Below are 17,868 nucleotides of genomic sequence, written 5' to 3'. Positions count from 1 at the left end.
ACCTAGACGCGGATCGCTGCCATAGTTCCACGATCTGGCGCGGCGACCTTACGAGCCCTCAGCCGTCGGCCAACGGGATCATTCGGTCGGCGTCTTGTCCGCCCGCGCGTCTTCCGCCGCGTCTTCTTTGGCGCGCCGCTTCTCGCCGATCCGCATCAGCAGAAGCGACCCTTCGAACAGGATATAGAGCGGCAGGGCCAGGATCAGCTGCGACCCCGGATCGGGCGGCGTAACGATGGCGGCCACCGCGACCACCCCGACAATGACATACCGGCGCACTCCGGCAAGCTGCTGACGGCTGACGATGCCGGCCCGGTTCAGCAGCAGCAGCAACACCGGCAACAGGAAGCTGATCCCGAAAGCGAGGATGAACTGCATGACGAGGCTGAGGTAATCGCCCGCTGCCGGCAAGGCCTCGATATCGAGCCCGCCGGCTGTCCCCTCGAACCCCAGGAACCAGCGGAAAGCCGTCGGCATGACGACGAAATAGGCGAGCGACGCGCCTGCCCCGAACAGGACCGGGGTCGCGAAAAGGAACGGCAGGAAAGCGCGCTTCTCCTTCGCATAGAGACCAGGCGCGATGAACGCCCATAGCTGGTTGGCGATGATCGGGAAGCTGACGCAGAACGCGGCGAACAGCGACACACGCAACTCGACGAAGAATACCTCGTAAAGCTTCGTGTAGATGAGTTTCCCCTCACCTGCCGGGAACGCATCGGTCAGCGGCTTCGCAAGAAAAGCGAGGATCTGGTCCGCAAAGTAGAAGCACACCGCGAAGGCGACAGCGAGCGCTGCGACAGCGCGCACCAGCCGCGTCCTGAGCTCGATAAGGTGATCGAGCAGCGGAGCCTGCGTCTCGTCGATATCGCTGAGCGCCATGGCCTATTCGCCCGCCTTGTCCGTCACGCGGCTCGCCCTGTCGGCTGCCTCGGCATCGCTCGAAGTTTCGGGCAGCGACGACGCAGCCTTCTTGCCGGACGCGGACGCCTGCTCCTCGCGCGCTTCGGCAGCGGAAAGAGTGCCGGGTTCCTCGTTCACGCCCGTCATTTCCTCATCGGGATATTGCGCCATGATACGGGCGTTCTGTTCGCGCCATTTGCGATCCATGTCCTCCATCTCCGCCTCGCGGACCATGGCATCGATACCGGTGCGGAAACTGCCTGAAATCCTGCGGAACTTCCCGATCCAGCGCCCGGCGGTACGCATGGCATGCGGCAACTCCTTCGGACCGATGGCAAAGATCGCCACGATCGCGATGACCAGCAATTCGGGCGCGCCGATATCGAACATGGGAAAGAGGCCCTCCGCCCGGCCCGGGCTCAGGCGTTCTTGTCGACCGGCTCGGCGGGTTTGGGATCGGCGGCGGCTTCACCGGCGGGCTTGGCTTCGTGACGCGGCGCCTCGATTCGGGCGGACGGTTCCGTGCCCGTTTTCCCGTCGTCGTCGTTCAGCCCCTTCTTGAAGCTGCTGACGCCCTTGCCGAAATCGCCCATCATTTCGGAAATGCGGCCACGCCCGAACAGGACGAGGATCACGATTGCAACGATGATAATCTGCCAGATGCCAATTTGTCCCATGGGACGTCTCCGAATATGAATGTGGCCCCGATATAGGGGTTTGCGGACGCGCGCGCCAGTCAGGCTTCGTTATCGACCTGCTCGCTTGTCGGCGCGTCCTCGTTCTCGCTATCCTCGCCGGTGAGCGCATCATAGGCGTCGTCGACCGGATCGAGCAAGCCGGATGCGCGCAATTCGTCGATTCCCGGCAGGTCCCGGCGGCTCGCCAGCCCGAAATGCGCAAGGAAGTCGGGCGTCGTCGCGTAGATGACGGGCCTGCCGGGCACTTCGCGCCGCCCGGCAACCCGGACCCAGCCCGCTTCCATCAGCACGTCCAGCGTACCCTTGGCCGTCTGGACACCGCGAATGGCCTCGATCTCGGCCCGGCTGACAGGCTCGTGATAGGCGACGATGGCGAGTACCTCCGTCCCCGCCCGGCTCAACCGGCGAACCTGTTCCTTCTCCCGCCGCAGGATATGGGCGAGGTCGGGAGCGGTCTGGAAATGCCAGCGTTTCGCCCGCTCGACCAGCCGGATGCCGCGCGCGTCGTAATGCTTCGCAAGTCGCTGCAACGCCTCGCGCACATCTGCTGGCGGCGCATCGCCAAGATGTGTCGCCAGCGCGTCCGCCGTCATCGGTTCCTCGGCGGCGAACAGCGTGGCCTCAACCGCCCGCTCGAAATCGCCGGGGCCGCTCACGCCTTCGCTCGCCTCAGCCGGAGCGTGCCGAAGATCTCGTCCTGTGCCAGTTCCGCCTTGCCCAGCCGGGCAAGTTCCAGCGCAGCGACGAAGCTGGACGCCATGGCCGATTTGCGGAGGCGAGGTTCGGCATGGGGCGGCAGGAACTCTTCCAGCGCCATCCAGTCCAGCGTCACCCCGAGCATGGCCTGGACCCTGTCGAGCGCGCTGTCGAGCGTCATGACCGGGCGCTCGCGTACCATGTGGACGGCGGGCGCCGTTCGCGCCTTCACCTGGCCATAAGCCTGCACGACGTCGAACCAGTCGCATTTCCAGGCCGTCTTTCGATCGATCCGCAAACCTTCGGGCGAGGGACGCGTGAAGACATCGCGGCCCAGCCTGTCGCGCGCCATCAGCCGGGCTGCGGCTTCCCGCATCGCGCCAAGCCGCTGGAGCCGCAATTGCAGCCGCAGGGCAAGCTCTTCCGGACTGGGATCCTCCTGCTCTTCCTTGGGCAGAAGCATCGCGGATTTGAGATAAGCGAGCCATGCCGCCATCACGAGGTAATCCGCCGCCAGTTCCAGCTTCAGCGCCTCTGCCCGGTCGATATATTCGAGATACTGGTCGACCAGCGAGAGGATGGAAATCTGCCGCAGATCCACCTTTTGCCGCCGCGCGAGGTCCAGCAGCAGGTCGAGCGGGCCCTCCCAGCCATCCAGCGCGAGATAGAGCGCCCCCTCGTCGGTCGTGCCCGGCGCGGCGATGCCCCGCCATTCATTGCCGTTGCTTCCCGTATCGGGCTGGCCGAGGATGAGCGCCTCTTCCGTCAAGCAGCCATTCCGCTTTCGATCCCGGCCGCAGCAAGCAGCGCGTCGCGCTTCGCAAGCAGGGCTGCGCGATCCGCGTCTTCCGCCGGCTGCGCCATGGCCTCGTGCACCGCTTCGAGCCGGGCGAGGCTATTGCCGGAAAGGGACGGACAGGTTTCGGCGATGGCGACCATGTCGTCCATTTTGGCCCAGCAATTGAGCGATATGTCGCAGCCAGCCTCCAGCGCGATGCGCGAGCGTTCGGCAATCGAACCGGAGAGCGCCTGCATGTCGATGTCGTCTGTCAGCAGCAGGCCGCCAAAACCGATCTCGCCGCGGATGATGTCCGCGATGACCGTGGACGACTGCGTGGCCGGGTTATCGGGATCCCAAGCGGTGAAGACGATATGTGCGCTCATCCCCAGTGGCGCATCGGACAGCGCACGGAACGGCGCGATATCCGTTTCCAGTTCTGTTGCAGATGCTTCTACCACGGGCATTTCCTTGTGGCTGTCGCAGGTCGCGCGGCCATGTCCGGGCATATGCTTCAGGCAGCCCACGACGCCGCCCCGCTGCATGCCTTCCAGCATGGCGCGGCCCAGCGCTGCGACCTGAACCGGATCACTGCCCAGGGCGCGGTCCCCGATAACGTTGTCCGTTTCCGGGCGGCGAACGTCGAGCGGGGCATGGTAGTCGACCGTGATACCGGCTTGCGCGAGTTCGAGCGCCATCGCCTGCGCATTGACGCGGACCGCCTCGATCGCGGAGGCGGGCGCGATGTCGTAGAGCGCCGCGAAAACCTCCCCCGCCGGATAGCGCGTCCATTCCGGCGGCTTCATCCGCGCAACGCGCCCGCCCTCCTGGTCGATGGAAATGATCAGGTGGTCGCGCCCGTGAATGGAGCGCAGGTCGTCTGTCAGTCGGCGAAGCTGTTCCCGGTCGACGCAATTGCGCCCGAACAGGATATAACCCGCAGGATCGGCATCGCGGAAAAAGTCGCGTTCGCCGGGGAGCAGTTCAGGGCCGGAAAGGCCGAAGATCGCAGGGGTTTTCATCGCATCGAAAATCGCAAGAAAGCCCGCTCACCGCAAGGGTGCGCGGGCTTTCCCGTGTGGATAGGCTTTAGCATAGCGGCCACCGCGATTTCATCCGCATCTGCCCGTATGACCATGAACCGCCTTACGGCTTGACCTGGCAGGCCAACCCGTCCGCTTTCAGCGCCGTGCACAGGCGGTTGGCGGCTGCCATGTCGCCCGGCGTCGCCTGCAGGCGGAAGACCGTGCCGATATCGGCCGTGCCTTCGACGATGCGATAGCGCACGCCCGACAGAGCGTCGGTCTGGCGGCCAAGCTGCTGCCAGCCCGCCTCCGCCGCCGAACGCGTCGAATAGGCGCCGACCTGAACGCCGGGGCCCGATGCCGAACCGGACGAAGCAGTGCCCGCCGAACCGCTGTTGTCGTTGCCGCCAGAGGCATTGGCACTGGAACCGGTATCGCCTGCGCTGGGTGCATTCGCGCTCGGGCGCGCTGCTCCCTCGCCTTCGCCGCTGGTGCTGCCTTCTGCCAGGCGTCCCTCGCGGGTCTGACCTTCGCCGACTGCCGGAGCGACATCGCCCGTGCCCGGGAATTCACGGCCGCCCGCGTCGTCCGGCCGGCGCTTGTAATCGCCTTCCGGTGCCTCGATCGTGCTGCCATCGGCAACGAGTTCCGGATCGGGTCCGCGATTGGTCAGGAACCAGATGCCGCCGACCAGCAGGCCCAGCGCCAGGAGGCCCAGCAGGACGAAACCCACCAGGCGCCCGGTATCGACGCCCTCTTCCTCGGCATAATCGCTCGATTCCAGCCACGGCAGAGCTTCGTCGTCGCCGTCCAGGTTCAGGCGATCGTCGTCAGCGTCGTCTTCGATGATGCCCTCTTCGGCCAGACCGTCGGTTTCATCCTCGGCACCGGTCCAGTCGGCATCGTCGTCACGCATCGCCTCGTGGGCGGTGGTGTATTCTTCTTCGCCAGAGTCCTTTTCGCCCCCGAACATCGTCACATCTCCTCGACTGCCTCCACCCCCAGCAGGGAGAGGCCATTGCGGATTACCTGCCCGATCGCATCGACGAGGAAAAGCCTCGCCGCGGTCAGCTGTTCGTCCTGTGCCACGATGACGCGCTTTGCCGGGTCTTCGTTGCCGCCATGCCAATAGGCGTGGAAGGCCGCGGCGAGGTCATAGAGGAAGAAAGCCACGCGGTGCGGTTCGCGCGCCGCGGCCGCTGCTTCCACGATGCGGGGGAACTGCGCAGCCTGTCGCACCAGTGTCCATTCCGCCTCGCCCAGCCGGTCGAGAGCATCGCCCGAAGGCGTTACCCCGTCGGCCGCAGCCTTGCGCAGGGTCGAGCTGATGCGGGCATGGGCGTACTGGACATAGAAGACGGGGTTGTCCTTGCTCGCCTCCACCACCTTGGCGAAATCGAACTCCATCTGGGCATCGGCCTTGCGGCTGAGCATGGTGAAGCGCACCACGTCCTTGCCGACCTCTTCCACCATGTCGGCGATGGTGACGAAATTGCCCGACCGCTTGGACATCTTCAGCGGTTCGCCATCGCGCATCAGGTGGACCATCTGCACCAGTTTCACGTCGAACGGGATCGTCCGGTCCTGCCCTTCGGACAGGGCGGCGACGGCGGCCTTGATACGCTTGACCGTGCCCGCATGGTCCGCGCCCCAGATGTCGATCAGGGCGTCGCTCTTCTCCGCCTTCTGCATGTGGTAGGCGAGGTCGGCACCGAAATAGGTCCACTTGCCGTCCGCCTTGCGGATCGGGCGGTCCTGGTCGTCTCCGAACCTGGTGGAGCGGAACAGCGGCAGTTCGACAGGCTCCCACCCCTCGGGCGGCTCCTTGCCCTTGGGCGGTTCCAGGATGCCGTCATAGACGAGATCGTGCTGCCGCAGCCACGCTTCCGCCTCGTCCGGCTTGCCTGCTGCCTGCAAGGCGGCCTCGGAAGCGAAAACGTCATGCTCGATACCCAGCAGCGCGAGGTCCGAGCGGATGACATCCATCATCCGCTCCACCGCGAACGCCTTGAAGATTTCGAGCCAGTCGCCCTCGGGCGCGCCGCGGTAACGGTCGCCGAATTCTTCTGCCGCCGCTGCGCCGACGGGTTTCAGATAGTCGCCCGGGTAATAGCCTTCGGGGATTTCGCCGACATCCTCGCCCAGCGCTTCGCGGTAACGGATATGCGCCGACCGGGCGAGCGTATCGACCTGGCTGCCTGCATCGTTGACGTAGTATTCGCGCGTGACCTCGTGCCCAGCGAAGGCCAGCAGCGTCGCCAGCGCGTCGCCGACCACCGCGCCGCGCGCGTGACCCATATGCATCGGCCCCGTCGGGTTGGCAGAGACGTATTCGACATTGACCGACTGGCCCTGCCCCCGCGCGGATCGCCCGTAATCGGCGCCAAGCCCGGCCATCGCGGACAATTCGCCCTGCCACGCATTCTCGTCCAGCCGCAGGTTGATGAATCCCGGCCCGGCGATGCTCGCCTCGACGATGTCCGCGTCACGCCCCAGATGTTCTACGATCTTTTCCGCCAGCGCGCGCGGATTGGTCTTCGCCTGCTTTGCCAGCACCATCGCGGCATTGGTCGCCAGGTCCCCATGCGAGGGATCGCGCGGCGGTTCTACCGTGACATTGCCGCGCGGCGTTTCGGGCGGCAGCGCGCCTTCCATTTCCAGCGCGTTGAGGACGGCATCCACCTTCGCGGCGAAGGCGGCATGAATCGTGGTCGTTTGTGCAAGCGTATCAGACATGAGCGCGCGCCTAGCCTATCGCCGGCCGGTCGCAAAGATGTTCCCGGCAGCGACCTTCTCGCCTCGCATGCAGCCATGCCGGCTGCCGGCCTCAGCGCGTGGCGTTGTAGGCCAGCTGCGCTTCGCTCAGCTGGAAGCCGACCAGCAATTCGAAGGTCGCGCGGTTCAGGGCCTGACGCACCTCGGGATCGGACAGCGGATCGATCGCTGCGTCGGGGTCCCCGGGCTTGCGCTTGCGGGTGATGCGCTCGCGCACGTCTTCGGGAAGCGTTGCGGCGGCCCGGTCGACATAGGCGGCGGCCTGACCGGTTGCCATCGCGCGCTCCTGCCCGTCGGCGAAGGTCAGGGTGACCGTGCCCACGCGCTTGCTCACGACAGACGAACCGCCACGAAGGACGGTCGAGAAATAGGGCAGTTCGACGGTGCGCGCGCCGCGAACGTCGCTGCGGCGGGCAACCACGTTGAAGCTGGCGGCGGTGTAGATACGGCCTGCATCTTCCGCGCAGGTGCTCTCGACGTCGGTCATGGCAGCCGTGATGTCGAGATTGCTTGCCAGCTGCGAAGACGCGTCACGGAATGTCGTGATGTCGCCGGTATAGTCGGGAATGCCGACCGCCGGACAGGCAGAGCGCACGGCGGTGATGCCGACGCCTTCGCTGAGGACGAGTTCGCCTTCACGGCTGCACCCGGCAAGGGCGAAAACGGCAAGAGTGGCCAAGGAAAGCTGGCGACGTGAAAGCATGGCGGATCGGGTCCTTCGCTCTGGACGGGCAAATTCGAATGCTGCGGCCCTAGCGAGGGCGCGGACAAAGCGCTAGAGGCGGTGGCATGAATGCCCCCTTGCCGATCCACAACAGCGATTCCCTTTCCGCGGCGAATGGCGCCGGAACGCAGGAGAAGCCCGGCCTCGTCCTGCTGATCGCGGCCCCGCGCGGTTTTTGCGCCGGCGTCGACCGCGCGATCGAGATCGTGGAGCGCGCGCTCGAGAAATACGGCAAGCCGGTCTATGTCCGGCACGAAATCGTTCACAACCGCTATGTCGTCGACGGGCTGAAGGCGAAGGGCGCCATTTTCGTCGAGGAGCTGGACGAAGTGCCCACCGATGCACCGGTTGTGTTCAGCGCGCACGGCGTGCCGAAATCGGTCCCGGCAGAGGCGGAACGGCGCAACATGGTGTATGTCGATGCGACCTGCCCCCTGGTCAGCAAGGTTCACCGCCAGGCGGAGCGCCAGATCGAAAAAGGGCAGCACATCGTCTTCGTCGGCCATGAGGGCCATCCGGAGGTCATCGGCACGATGGGCCAGGTCGACCCCGACCAGATGACGCTGGTCGAAACGATGGAAGACGTCGCGAAACTGGATTTCGCGGACGAAACGCCGCTGTCCTTCCTGACCCAGACGACGCTTTCGGTGGACGACACGGCCGACATCATCGCCGCGCTGAAGGACCGTTTCCCGCATATCGTCGGACCCAAGGCGGAAGACATTTGTTACGCCACGTCCAACCGGCAGGCCTCGGTGAAGGAAATCGCACCAGGCAGCGACCTCGTGCTGGTCATCGGCGCGCCCAACAGCTCCAATTCGGTGCGCCTCGTCGAAGTGGCGGAGCGTTGCGGGACCGATGCGAAACTGATCCAGCGGGCGGACGATATCGACCCTGCCTGGCTGGAAGGCGTCGGCACGCTGGGGCTGACCGCCGGGGCTTCCGCCCCTGAAAAGCTTGTCCGCGAAGTCGTCGACAAGATTGCCGAGTGGCGCACCGTGGAAGAGCACACTCTGGTCGCGGCAGAGGAAAAGATGGTCTTCAAGCTGCCCCGCCAGCTGACCGAGTAAGTCTGCGCGCATGGCGGTCTATACCCATCTTTCCGCCGAAGACCTGTCGGACCTGATCGGCCAGTACGATGTCGGCGAACTCGTCTCGGCGAAAGGGATTGCCGAGGGCGTATCCAACAGCAACTGGCTGATCGAGACGGCCGGCGGCGAAGCCGGCTCACGTTTCATCCTGACCATGTATGAACGGCATATCGATCTTGCCGACCTGCCTTTCTTCCTCGATCTTCTGGACCATCTGGCGGCGCGCGGATGCCCCGTCCCCCGAACGATCCACGACCGCAGCGGCGCGGCGTCGCGCAAGATCGGCGGCAAGACGGTTGCATTGATCGAGTTCCTGCCCGGCCTCTCGGTCGACGCGCCGACCCCGGCACAGGCGCGTTCTGCCGGCGAGGCACTGGCCGGGATGCATCTGGCATCGCGCGATTACGGGGGACGCCGCGCCAACACGCTGGGCCCGGCAGGCGTCGCGGCCCTGTTCGATTCCTGCGAAGGGCGCTTGGGAGAGATCGACCCTGCCCTGCCCGCCCTCGTTGCGGACCATATGCCGAAGTTGGCGGGAAATTGGCCCGATACCCTGCCGCAGGGCATCGCGCATACCGACCTGTTTCCCGACAACGTCCTGGTCGAAGGCGACCGCGTCAATGCGATGATCGACTTCTATTTCGCCTGTCATGAAACGCTGGCTTACGACCTTGCGACCACGCATCTCGCCTGGTCGTTCGAGCGCGGGACGGGACAGTTCCGCCCCGATGTCGGGCGCGCGCTGGTTGAGGGATACGAGACCGTGCGCCCCCTGTCGGACGAGGAACGCGCCGCCCTGCCTTTCCTCGCCAAGGCAGCTGCCCTTCGTTTCATTGCGACACGCAGCTATGACTGGCTGTTCACACCAGCCGATGCGCTGGTAACGCGCAAGGACCCGATGGAATTCGTCCAGCGGCTGCTATTCTACGACGAGGCGGGGCCGAAAGCCTTCGCCTGACGAACGGAGCCTGCCACAACGCGTCTGCCATGAAACATGTCGAGATCTTCACCGATGGCGCCTGCAAGGGCAATCCCGGCCCCGGCGGCTGGGGCGCGCTGCTGCGCATGGGACAGCACGAGAAGGAACTGAGCGGCGGCGAGGCGGACACGACCAATAACCGCATGGAAATGACCGCGGTAATCCGCGCGCTGGAAGCGCTGATCGAACCGTGCAGCGTGACGCTCTATTCCGACAGCAAATACGTGCTCGACGGGATTACCAAGTGGGTCCACGGCTGGAAGAAGCGCGGCTGGGTCAATGCCAGCAAGAAACCGGTTCGCAATGCCGACCTGTGGCACGAATTGATCGAGGTATCGGACCGCCACCAGATCGAATGGAACTGGGTCAAAGGCCATGCAGGCCATCCCGAAAACGAAAGGGTCGACTCCCTCGCGTCCGAGGCAGCCGACCAGATCGCACGGGGCGGATAGCGCCCGAACACCGATTTATCAGGAATTGTCGACCGTCTCGGCCCCCGGACCGTTCTTCTGGATCGAGGCAATCGCCTTCTTCGCGCTGGCCTTCGACGAATAGCCCTGCGTCGAGAACATCACTTCGCTGTTATAGCTGAAACGCGCGCGAAACTCGCCGGCCTTGTCCTTGTAGATCTCGAAATGGTGGGCCATTCGTCGTCCTTCCGTCTGTATCATTTGATGGGGTTCACACCCTTAGCAGCGCAGGTCGCGGAATCTACCCGTCGGGGGCATCTCTTGGCACCTCGTGAAAACGGCCCGGTAGATAGGCCGCCGGGTCTATTTCGGTTTGGCCCTCCTCGGGTGCAGCGCCGGTGACGAGCCGCGCCGCCATGCGCGCGGCGGCCGGCGCGGTCTGGATGCCGAAGCCGCCCTGGCCCGCACACCAGAAAAAGCCTTCGCAGTCGGGGTCGTATCCATAGACAGGCAACCGGTCTGGCGCGAAACTGCGCAGGCCCGCCCAGCGCCGTTCCACCCGGTCTACCGGCCAGTCTACGACGTTTTCGAACCGGTCGATCGCCTCGGCCACGGCCATCTCTTCTGCCGCGACGTCGCCAGGGCGGTCCGCAACCTCGTCATGCGGGCTGAGCCAGAGCCTCCCATTTTCCGGCTTGAAATAGAATGTCCCACCGATGTCGAGGACCAGCGGGAGGTCCGGTGGCGGTACCCTGCCCAAAGCGAGTTGCACGACCGTCCGGCGATACGGCGTAATGCCGAGCGGCGCGGCCCCTGCCAGCCGAGCGATCTCGTCCGCCCAGGCTCCGGCAGCGTTGACCAGCAGCGCGGCTTCGAAGCTCCGTCCGTCGGCGCAGGTAATCTGACACGCGCCTGCGGTTCGCCGACAGGAGACGACCCGCGCCCGGCAGAACAGCGAGGCGCCCGCCCGGGCCGCCTCCCCCAGATAATGCTGGTGGAGCCCGGCAACATCGATATCGGAGCATTCCGGTTCGTAAACGGCGCCCTGCCATTCCGGACGCAGCCCCGGGACGTGCGCTTCCATCACCTGCCGCCCGACCTTCTCCAGCTTCGCTCCGGTATCGGCATAGGTCGTCATGAAGCTATCGAGCGCACCCATGTCATCGCCGCGAACCATGTGCAGCGCGCCCCGGCGGTGAAGGAATCCCATGTCGCGCAAGCTGTCGCCGGATGCGAGCGACAGCGGCACGATGCCGGGGCCTCCATAGGTCTCCGACCAGAACGCGGCCGATCGGCCCGTCGTGTGATAGCCCGGCTGGTCTTCCGCCTCGAGCAGGACGATCCCCTCGCCCGACCCGGTTTGCGCGGCCAGTTCGGCGGCCAGGCTGGCACCTGCAATCCCGGCGCCGATGACAGCGATATCGTAAGCAGCCATTGCGTGCGCCGATCCGCTCAGGACGGAGGGGCGACCCGGTCCAGGAAGCGCGCAATGGCGGCCATTGCGCGATCCCGGACTGCATCGACTTCGCGCAGTATCTCGTGATGCGCCTCGTCACCGAAGGCTGCCAGTTCGCCCTTGGGCAAGTGGCGCACGGCGTGACCGACCGCGTTCCACGACACCAGCTTGTCGTTGCTCGTCGCGACGATCAGGGTGGGCACGTCGATCTTCTCCAGCGTGTCGGAGCGCCCCAGCCAGCGCATGGAGGCGATGGCGCGTTCGACCCAGCCCCAGCTACCGGGACCCATCCTTAGGCCCGGGCGGTTCTCGCGCCACCACAGTTCGTCGGCGTAGCGTTCCGCGTCATGGGTCAGCAGGGCGTGGCGCGCGGCGGCAGGCTCGCCCGGCTTTTCGCTCCACTTCCATGCCGGTCGCATCGGGTCGCCGACCCGGTTCATCAGTTTCGCCGCGGCATGGGTGATGCCGATCGGGATGAAACTGTCGCTAAAGCCCAGCATCGGCGCGACCAGGACCAGCGCGTCTGGCCTCGTCCGGCCCTCTACAACCGAACGCAGGACCAGGTGGCCGCCCATGGAGTGACCCGCCAGCACGTGCGGGCCGGGCGTCTCCGCAGTCCAGCGCGACCAAAGTTCGGCAAGGTCGTGGGTCCAGATGGCGAAGTCGGAAATATGGCCGGTCACGTCGTCCTTGCCCAGGCGTCCGGATTCGCCCTGCCCGCGCCAGTCGGCAGCCGTGACACGCCAGCCGCCGCGGTGCCATTCGTCCAGCGTTTCCAGGTATTTCTCGTAGTGGTCCCCGCGCCCGGGCAGGAACAGAATCGATCCGCGCACCGCGCCGTCCGACCCGGCCTCATCGCCCGGCCAGTCTATGCGGCGAATGGGGTGGCCATCGCTCGCTTCCCACCGGCTTTCGCTCGCCGCTGCGGGGATTGCGCGCCTGTCGAACGGTGCGGTCGTGCTGTCGCCTGAATGGATAATGCCTTGCCTCTGCCGTTGGTTACTTTTTGGTAAGCGATAATCTGTAGCACCAGTTTCCGACTGGGAATTCGGGGGCATTTCAAATGCACGACTACATCCAATACGGACTGCTGGTTGCGCTTGCAATCGCGCTGGTGACTGCGGCGCTGACCGACATAAGGCGGCGCCAGATCGACAACTGGCTCAATCTTGGCATCGCCCTTGGCGCACCGGTGTTCTGGTGGGCCAGTGGCGCGAGCCTGTGGCCGGACGTTGCCATGCAGGTCGGCATTGCCTTCCTCGCCTTCGCAATCCTTGCCACGATGTTCGCCTTCGGCCTGATGGGCGGCGGCGACGTAAAGCTGCTGACGGCGCTGGCGCTGTGGATTCAGCCCATGCTGTTCCTGCAATTGCTGTTCGTCATGGCAGTGTCCGGTGGCATCCTGTGCATCGTCCTGGGCGGTTGGCACATCATCCGCCGCCAGAAGGACAGGCTGGCCATACCCTACGGCGTGGCCATCGCCATTGGCGGACTGTGGGTCCTGGGAACCCATCACCTGCCGCAGGCGGGCGCATCCATCGGTCTGTGACCGCGGGGAATTTCACCGATTTATCGGCACGCTGCAATCGGGGTGAACCCGATTTTAACCAATCGCCGCGTATCGACGACAACCATAGCAAACCCGGACGTCTTCCGGGTGCGACATAGGGGGCTTTGAGAGCCATGGACCGGAAGAAGCTTGTACTGCTGCTTGCAGCTCTGATCATCGCCGTCGGCACGGCTCTGGCCGCACGCAGCCTGTTTGCGGACGCCGCTGCACCGCAGGTCGAGGCTGCGGCGCCCGTACCCCAGGGCCCCAAGGTCCTGGTGGCCCAGCGCGCGCTGCCGACCGGCACCATCATCACGGCGGACGCCATCGGTTTCCAGCAATGGCCCGAAGAGCTCGTTCAGCAAGCCTATTTCATCGAGGGCGAATCCGATATCTCCAAACTGCTCGGCACGGTCGTTCGTCACCCTGTCACTGCAGGCGAGCCTGTCACGCAGGGTTCGCTCGTGGCACCCGGCGACCGCGGCTTCCTTGCCGCAGCACTCGGCCCGGGCATGCGGGCCATCACGGTTCCCGTGTCGGCCAAGACCGGCGTTGGCGGCTTCGTCTTCCCGGGCGACCGCGTCGACCTGATGCTGACCCAGGCTGTCGAGGGCGGCGATGATGGCGGTGCGCTGCGCGCCACCGAAACCATCCTGCGCAACCTGCGCGTGCTGGCAACCGACCAGTCGACCACGCAGGAAACCAACGAAGCGGGCGACACCGTGGTTCGCGCCTTCCGCACCGTCACGCTCGAGGTGACGCCGAAGATCGCGGAAAAGGTGTCCGTTGCACAGACGATCGGCACGCTCAGCCTGTCGCTCCGCTCGATCGCGGACAACCAGGCCGAACTGGAACGCGCCATTGCCTCGGGCGATGTGACCATTCCGGAAAATATCAGCCCGGAAGAGGAAGAAAAGCTTCTGCGCGAGGCGATGGGCCGTCCGAGCGAAGGTTCCACCACCTACCAGACCGGCGGCGACGTCTCGCGCTTCCAGCGTTCGACGATGCCGCGCCGCAAGACCGAAGCTGCACCGCAGACCGTCGTCACCGTGGCGAACCAGCCGGCCGGCAACGGTACGGTCGCGGCAGCGCCCGAAAAGCCGAAAGGCCCGGTCGTGCGCGTCACCCGCGGCAAGGCCACCACCGAAGTCGAAGTGAGCAAGTGACATGACGATCCGCGCTGCACACCCCGCATTTTCTTTCGCTCGCCAGAAAGGCACGAACATGAAACGGCCAGAACCACGTAAGGCAATCGCTTCACTGCTGCTCGCAGGGCTCGCGATGGCACCCCTGGCGTCCCTCGCCCCGGCAGAGGCACAGGCGCAGGGCGTCACCCGCCCCTCGCAGGACATCGTCCTTTCGATGGGTCGCGGTGAGCTGATCACCGTCCCCGGCACCATGGCGGACGTGTTCGTCGCGAACGATGCCATCGCCGATGTGCAGGTGAAATCGCGCAACCAGCTCTACCTGTTCGGCAAGGCAGGCGGCGAGACCACGGTCTATGCCAGCAATGCCGCGGGCGACGTGATCTGGGCGGCCAATGTGACCGTCGGCTCCAACATCGGAAGCATCTCGCAGATGCTGACGCTGGCCATGCCCGATGCGCAGATTGCCAGCTCGACGCTGGGCAACAACACCGTTCTCTTGACCGGGACCGTCGCCGCACCGGAAGACGCCGCGGAAGCAGAGCGCCTCGTTTCCGCTTTCGTGGGCGAGGAAACCAATGTCATCAGCCGCCTTCGCATGGCGACACCGCTGCAGGTCAATTTGCAGGTCCGCTTTGCCGAGGTCAGCCGCTCGCTGGTCCGCGATATCGGGGCCAACCTGATCTCCGCCGACAGCACGGACGGCTTCCAGTTCGGTGTCACCACCGGGCGCGGCGCATTCCCGCAATACAGCCCCGGCGCCCCGGCGGGTACCGGCGTCAATGCAGGTTCGGAAGGTGTCACCGTCATCGATGGCACGGGCCAGGGCGCGACGATCGCCGGGCTCGGCCGTCTGCTCGGCCTCGACCTTGCCGGCACGCTCGACCTGGCCGAGCGCAACGGCCTGGTGACCACGCTTTCGCAGCCGAACCTGACCGCACTGTCCGGCGAGACGGCCAATTTCCTGGCGGGCGGCGAATTTCCCATCCCGATCAGCCAGGGGCTCGGTGCGACTGCCGTCGAATATCGCAAGTTCGGGGTGAGCCTCGCCTACACGCCCACCGTGCTGGCGAATGGCCGCATCTCCATGCGGGTCCGTCCGGAAGTGTCCGAACTTTCCTCGCAAGGTGCGGTCACGCTCAACGGCTTCCAGATTCCGGCGCTGACCATCCGGCGCGCGGAAACGACGATCGAGCTGGGATCGGGGCAGAGCTTCATGATTGCCGGCCTGATGAGCAACAACGCGCAGAACACGCTCGACAAGGCACCGGGCGCCGGGGACATTCCGATCCTTGGCAATCTGTTCCGCAGCCGCAGCTTCCGCCGCGGTGAAACGGAGCTGGTGATCGTGGTTACGCCTTACCTGGTCGAACCGGTCAACCCGAACGAGATCAGGCTGCCGACCGACGGATACCGCGCGGCGAACGAATTCCAGCAGATGATCGAATACCGCAACAATGACGGCGTCAGCGGCGCAGTGCGCCCCGGCCCGACCGCGGTCGACCGGTCTGCCGGCAGCACGCCGGGCATTTCGCGCATCTCTCCGGAAACGGTCCTGCCGGCGCCGGGCAACAGCGCTCCGGAACAGGTTGCGAAGACCGGTTCCAAAGCAAAGCGCAGCGAGAAGCCCGCCGTGGCCGCTCCCGGCTTCAGCCTCAAGTGAGAGAGGATCCACCGATGACGAAATCCAAACGAATTTTCGCAGGCGCCGTGTCGCTTTCCCTCGGTCTGGCCCTCTCCGCCTGTGGCGGGATGCCGGAAAACCGCAGCCTTTACAGTGTGAAGCAGCCGGTCGTCGAACGCACCAATTACGTCTTCGACGTCCGCAGCGGCGCATCCGGCCTCAATGGAGTCGAACAGCAGCGCCTGGCCGGCTGGTTCGAAACGATGGACCTTGGCTATGGCGACCGCGTCTCGATCGACGATCCGATGCGCAGCCCGGCCACGCGGGCCGCGGTCGCTGCATTGGCGGGACGCCACGGCATCCTGATCAGCGACGGCGCACCCGTGACGGCCGGCAATGTCGGCCCGGGCAATGCCCGCGTGGTCATCACCCGCTCCACCGCGAGCGTGCCGGGATGTCCCGACTGGTCGGTTACGACCGACATGAATTACACCAACGGCACGTCGCCCGGTTACGGCTGCGCTGCCAACAGCAACCTGGCCGCGATGGTCGCCAATCCCGAAGACCTGATCGAAGGTCAGCGCGGCTCCGGCGAGACCGTGATCCGCACGTCGAACAAGGCCATCCAGGGCTATGTCGAGCAACCCTTGACCGGCGCCGGCGGCCTGCAGGGCGGCGGCTTCGGCTCTGAAGACGGAGGACAATAACGATGAACGCGCCATGGAGCGCCGGCATGCCCGGCAATCGTGATCCCTTCGCCGCCTATATCTGCGACGATACCGCGCTCGACATCCTGCGCCCCGTCGTGATCGAGATGGGCTGGCAGCCGGAGAAGTGCAACAAGGGTGGCCTGCGCAATGCGGTCCAGTCCCTCAGCGTCTCGGCCAGCCCGAACATCCTGATGGTCGACCTGTCGGAAAGCGGCGATCCGCTGAACGATATCAACGCGCTGGCAGAGGTCTGCGAACCGGGGACGGTGGTCATCGCGGTGGGTCAGGTCAACGACGTTCGCCTTTACCGCGACCTGCTGGCCAGCGGCATTCACGACTACCTGCTGAAACCGCTTTCGGCCGGACAGCTTCGCGATTCCCTGACGCAGGCACAGGCCGTTTTCGCGCAGCCCAAGGCCAACGACGCGGATACCGTCAGGCGCCATATCTCGACCGCCGTGGTCGGAACGCGTGGCGGTGTCGGTTCGTCCACGCTTGCGACTTCGCTTGCCTGGCATTTCAGCGACGACATGAAGATGCCGACCGCCCTTCTGGATCTCGATGTCCATTTCGGGACCGGCGCACTTTCGCTCGACCTCGAACCGGGCCGCGGCCTGACCGACGCGATCGACAATCCCAGCCGTATCGACGGCCTGTTCATCGAACGCGCCATGATCCGCGCGAACGACAACCTGGCCATCCTGTCGGCAGAGGCGCCGATCAACTCGCCCCTGATGACCGATGGCACGGCTTTCCTCCAGCTGGAGGAAGAGTTCCGCCAGGCATTCGAGATGACCGTCATCGACATGCCGCGAAACATGCTGATCAACTTCCCCAACCTGCTCGCCGACGTGAACGTCGTCGTGCTGGGGGCCGACATGACGCTGGCTTCGGCCCGCGACACGATCCGCATCCTTTCGTGGCTGAAGACCAATGCGCCGCACGCGCAGCCGCTGATCGTCGCCAACAAGGTACAGTCCGGCATTGCCGAGATCAGCAAGACCGATTTCGAAGCCTCCATCGAGCGCAAGATCGACATCACCGTGCCCTATGACGCGAAAGCGGCGGCGAACGCTGCCAAGCTGGGCCAGGTGTTCGTCGATGCCAATCCGGCGAGCAAGGCGACCAGCGCGATCAAGCAGCTGGCCGACCGCGTCGTGGGGGCCAGCGTCGAAGAAAGCGAGGTCGATGCCGCAGCCAAGAAATCGCTGCTCGGAAGCTTCGACATCAAGTCCCTGCTTAAAAAGAAGAGCAAGGAACCGAAGGAAAGCGTAGCGGCGGAATGACCGGATCGGACCGGCGGCGCTT

At 65.2% G+C, this 17,868-nt stretch carries 20 protein-coding genes; 8 read left to right on the top strand and 12 right to left on the bottom strand.

Annotation, left to right across the window (positions count from 1 at the left end):
- Nucleotides 1–78: 78 nt before the first annotated feature.
- From tatC to ACGHJ7_RS04680, 9 genes are all read right to left on the bottom strand, one after another.
- Nucleotides 79–879 (bottom strand): twin-arginine translocase subunit TatC, encoded by an 801-nt coding sequence (tatC, locus tag ACGHJ7_RS04720; RefSeq protein ID WP_390474913.1) that lies wholly within the window; start codon nt 877–879, stop codon nt 79–81.
- 3 nt (nt 880–882) lie between these two features.
- The gene (gene tatB / locus ACGHJ7_RS04715) at nt 883–1,290 is read right to left on the bottom strand and encodes a Sec-independent protein translocase protein TatB (protein ID WP_390474911.1); all 408 of its coding nucleotides are present in this window, start codon (nt 1,288–1,290) and stop codon (nt 883–885) included.
- Nucleotides 1,291–1,319: 29 nt separating this feature from the next.
- On the bottom strand, nt 1,320–1,577 hold the full coding sequence (gene tatA, locus ACGHJ7_RS04710) for a twin-arginine translocase TatA/TatE family subunit (protein ID WP_390474909.1): 258 nt from the start codon (nt 1,575–1,577) through the stop codon (nt 1,320–1,322).
- A 59-nt stretch (nt 1,578–1,636) separates the two neighbouring features.
- Nucleotides 1,637–2,254 (bottom strand): SMC-Scp complex subunit ScpB, encoded by a 618-nt coding sequence (scpB, locus tag ACGHJ7_RS04705; protein ID WP_390474907.1) that lies wholly within the window; start codon nt 2,252–2,254, stop codon nt 1,637–1,639.
- A complete protein-coding gene (locus ACGHJ7_RS04700) occupies nt 2,251–3,063 on the bottom strand; it encodes a segregation and condensation protein A (RefSeq protein ID WP_390474905.1) in 813 nt (270 codons plus the stop codon). Before ACGHJ7_RS04700 ends, scpB begins: the two co-directional genes overlap by 4 nt.
- Nucleotides 3,060–4,094: a beta-N-acetylhexosaminidase gene (gene nagZ, locus ACGHJ7_RS04695; RefSeq protein ID WP_390474903.1), complete on the bottom strand. Its 1,035-nt coding sequence runs from the start codon at nt 4,092–4,094 to the stop codon at nt 3,060–3,062. Before nagZ ends, ACGHJ7_RS04700 begins: the two co-directional genes overlap by 4 nt.
- Nucleotides 4,095–4,218: 124 nt before the next feature.
- Nucleotides 4,219–5,070 (bottom strand): SPOR domain-containing protein, encoded by an 852-nt coding sequence (locus ACGHJ7_RS04690; RefSeq protein ID WP_390474901.1) that lies wholly within the window; start codon nt 5,068–5,070, stop codon nt 4,219–4,221.
- Nucleotides 5,071–5,072: 2 nt separating this feature from the next.
- Nucleotides 5,073–6,833, bottom strand: a complete 1,761-nt coding sequence (gene argS / locus ACGHJ7_RS04685) for an arginine--tRNA ligase (RefSeq protein ID WP_390474899.1) — start codon at nt 6,831–6,833, stop codon at nt 5,073–5,075.
- Nucleotides 6,834–6,924: 91 nt separating this feature from the next.
- The gene (locus tag ACGHJ7_RS04680; protein ID WP_390474897.1) at nt 6,925–7,575 is read right to left on the bottom strand and encodes a hypothetical protein; all 651 of its coding nucleotides are present in this window, start codon (nt 7,573–7,575) and stop codon (nt 6,925–6,927) included.
- A gap of 86 nt (nt 7,576–7,661) precedes the next feature.
- On the opposite strand from ACGHJ7_RS04680, the gene ispH reads away from it, so the two are divergent.
- The 3 genes from ispH to rnhA are packed head-to-tail and all read left to right on the top strand — an operon-like array spanning nt 7,662 to nt 10,118.
- A complete protein-coding gene (ispH, locus tag ACGHJ7_RS04675) occupies nt 7,662–8,666 on the top strand; it encodes a 4-hydroxy-3-methylbut-2-enyl diphosphate reductase (RefSeq protein WP_390474896.1) in 1,005 nt (334 codons plus the stop codon).
- Between the two features lie 10 nt (nt 8,667–8,676).
- Nucleotides 8,677–9,645 (top strand): homoserine kinase, encoded by a 969-nt coding sequence (gene thrB / locus ACGHJ7_RS04670; protein WP_390474894.1) that lies wholly within the window; start codon nt 8,677–8,679, stop codon nt 9,643–9,645.
- A 29-nt stretch (nt 9,646–9,674) separates the two neighbouring features.
- Nucleotides 9,675–10,118, top strand: coding sequence for a ribonuclease HI (gene rnhA / locus ACGHJ7_RS04665; protein WP_390474892.1), 444 nt, complete (start codon nt 9,675–9,677; stop codon nt 10,116–10,118).
- 18 nt (nt 10,119–10,136) lie between these two features.
- Here the strand turns inward: rnhA and ACGHJ7_RS04660 are convergent, their stop codons facing one another.
- The 3 genes from ACGHJ7_RS04660 to ACGHJ7_RS04650 all read right to left on the bottom strand — a co-directional run bounded on the left by ACGHJ7_RS04660 (nt 10,137) and on the right by ACGHJ7_RS04650 (nt 12,590).
- Nucleotides 10,137–10,313 (bottom strand): YegP family protein, encoded by a 177-nt coding sequence (locus ACGHJ7_RS04660; RefSeq protein WP_390474890.1) that lies wholly within the window; start codon nt 10,311–10,313, stop codon nt 10,137–10,139.
- A 64-nt stretch (nt 10,314–10,377) separates the two neighbouring features.
- Complete coding sequence (locus ACGHJ7_RS04655) at nt 10,378–11,511, bottom strand: NAD(P)/FAD-dependent oxidoreductase (protein ID WP_390474888.1); 1,134 nt, start codon at nt 11,509–11,511, stop codon at nt 10,378–10,380.
- A 17-nt stretch (nt 11,512–11,528) separates the two neighbouring features.
- A complete protein-coding gene (locus ACGHJ7_RS04650; RefSeq protein WP_390474886.1) occupies nt 11,529–12,590 on the bottom strand; it encodes an alpha/beta fold hydrolase in 1,062 nt (353 codons plus the stop codon).
- A 5-nt stretch (nt 12,591–12,595) separates the two neighbouring features.
- On the opposite strand from ACGHJ7_RS04650, the gene ACGHJ7_RS04645 reads away from it, so the two are divergent.
- The 5 genes from ACGHJ7_RS04645 to ACGHJ7_RS04625 all read left to right on the top strand — a co-directional run bounded on the left by ACGHJ7_RS04645 (nt 12,596) and on the right by ACGHJ7_RS04625 (nt 17,846).
- Complete coding sequence (locus ACGHJ7_RS04645; RefSeq protein WP_390474884.1) at nt 12,596–13,081, top strand: prepilin peptidase; 486 nt, start codon at nt 12,596–12,598, stop codon at nt 13,079–13,081.
- Nucleotides 13,082–13,215: 134 nt separating this feature from the next.
- Nucleotides 13,216–14,247, top strand: a complete 1,032-nt coding sequence (gene cpaB, locus ACGHJ7_RS04640; protein WP_390474883.1) for a Flp pilus assembly protein CpaB — start codon at nt 13,216–13,218, stop codon at nt 14,245–14,247.
- A 115-nt stretch (nt 14,248–14,362) separates the two neighbouring features.
- Nucleotides 14,363–15,889: a type II and III secretion system protein family protein gene (locus tag ACGHJ7_RS04635; RefSeq protein ID WP_390474881.1), complete on the top strand. Its 1,527-nt coding sequence runs from the start codon at nt 14,363–14,365 to the stop codon at nt 15,887–15,889.
- 14 nt (nt 15,890–15,903) lie between these two features.
- Nucleotides 15,904–16,557, top strand: a complete 654-nt coding sequence (locus tag ACGHJ7_RS04630; protein WP_390474880.1) for a CpaD family pilus assembly protein — start codon at nt 15,904–15,906, stop codon at nt 16,555–16,557.
- Nucleotides 16,558–16,559: 2 nt separating this feature from the next.
- Nucleotides 16,560–17,846 (top strand): pilus assembly protein CpaE, encoded by a 1,287-nt coding sequence (locus ACGHJ7_RS04625; protein WP_390474878.1) that lies wholly within the window; start codon nt 16,560–16,562, stop codon nt 17,844–17,846.
- Nucleotides 17,847–17,868 lie beyond the last annotated feature (22 nt).

The organism is Altererythrobacter sp. MTPC7, assembly GCF_042851395.1.
In the GTDB taxonomy this organism is placed as follows: Bacteria; Pseudomonadota; Alphaproteobacteria; order Sphingomonadales; family Sphingomonadaceae; genus CAJXSN01.
The sequence above is the reverse complement of the archived record's forward strand: the minus strand, read 5'-3'. Positions and strand labels throughout refer to the sequence as shown.